Below are 1582 nucleotides of genomic sequence, written 5' to 3' on the forward strand. Positions count from 1 at the left end.
GGTGACGGTCTTCTCGATCATGTCCAACACCACGCCCAGCCCGACGTCCTGGTTGACCTCGACCATCTCCAGCAGCACCTTCACCGCTGCCGCGAGCAATGATCAATACCTGTGGATGAGGCTCGGTGACGGGGGCGTGAAAGTGGGCGCACCTTCCCGGGGATGATCTTCACGGAATCAGGTATTCGATCAAGACCGGCGTTGGCGCGCTGGTTGGGAAGGTACGCCCATGCTCACCGTAGTTCACGATGCCGGGGACGCCAACGACAATGCCAGCAGCGCTGGTCGGTCGTTGTTGGACGAGATCGTCCGCGACGGTGCGCGGCAGATGTTGGCCGCTGCACTGCAGGCCGAGGTCGCCGCGTATGTGGCCCAGTTCGCCGATCAGCTCGATGCCGAGGGCCACCGGCTGGTGGTCCGCAACGGGTACCACCAGTCCCGCGAGGTGCTGACCGCGGCCGGGGCGGTCGAGGTGAAGGCGCCGCGGGTCAACGATAAACGTGTCGATCCCGATACCGGTGAGCGGCAGCGGTTCTCCTCGGCGATCCTGCCGGCCTGGGCGCGCAAGTCCCCGCAGATGAGCGAGGTGTTGCCGCTGCTGTACCTGCACGGTTTGTCGACCAGCGATTTCGGGCCGGCGCTGGAGCAGTTCCTCGGCTCTGGGGCCGGGTTGTCGGCTACTACGATCACCCGGCTGACCAGCCAGTGGCAAGACGAGGCTCGCACGTTTGCCGCCCGGGATCTGTCGGGCACCGATTACGTCTACCTGTGGGTCGACGGGATCCACCTCAAGGTCCGCCTGGACCAGGAGAAGCTGTGTCTGCTGGTGATGCTCGGGGTGCGCGCCGACGGGCGCAAGGAATTGGTGGCGATCACCGACGGCTACCGGGAGTCCACCGAGTCGTGGGCCGATCTGCTGCGTGACTGCAAACGGCGCGGAATGACCGCCCCGGTGCTGGCCGTCGGCGACGGCGCACTCGGGTTCTGGAAAGCGATGCGGGAGGTGTTCCCGGCGAGCAAGGAGCAGCGCTGCTGGTTCCATAAGCAAGCCAATGTCCTTGCTGCACTACCGAAGTCAGCGCATCCGGCCGCGTTGGCGGCGATGCGCGACATCTACAACGCCGAGGACATCGACAAGGCGCAGGTCGCCGTCAAAGCGTTCGAGGTCGACTTCGGCGCCAAGTTTCCCAAGGCCGTCGCCAAGATCGTCGACGATCTGGACACCCTGCTGGAGTTCTATCACTACCCGGCCGAGCATTGGATCCACTTGAGGACGACGAACCCGATCGAGTCGACGTTCGCCACCGTGCGGCTGCGGACGAAGGTCACCAAGGGTCCGGGATCGCGTGCGGCCGGTCTGGCCATGGCCTACAAGCTGATCGACGCCGCACAGGCCCGCTGGCGCGCCGTCAACGCCCCGCACCTGGTCGCCCTCGTACGCGCCGGCGCGGTGTTCCACAAGGGCAAGCTGCTCGAACGCCCCGCCGACATCACCCCACCGCAACCGCCCTCAGACGGCGATCAGCACACCGGAACGGAGGTCGCCTGAAACACTCCGATCCACAGGTATTGACAATTCCTC

1 protein-coding gene is annotated in these 1582 nt (G+C 65.5%); it reads left to right on the top strand.

The features are described from left to right. Positions 1-229: 229 nt before the first annotated feature. On the top strand, positions 230-1549 hold the full coding sequence (locus tag AC2VON_RS08835) for an IS256 family transposase (protein ID WP_457211692.1): 1320 nt from the start codon (positions 230-232) through the stop codon (positions 1547-1549). The last annotated feature ends 33 nt before the right edge of the window (positions 1550-1582 follow it).

The organism is Mycobacterium sp. TH-M82 (genome assembly GCF_057473605.1).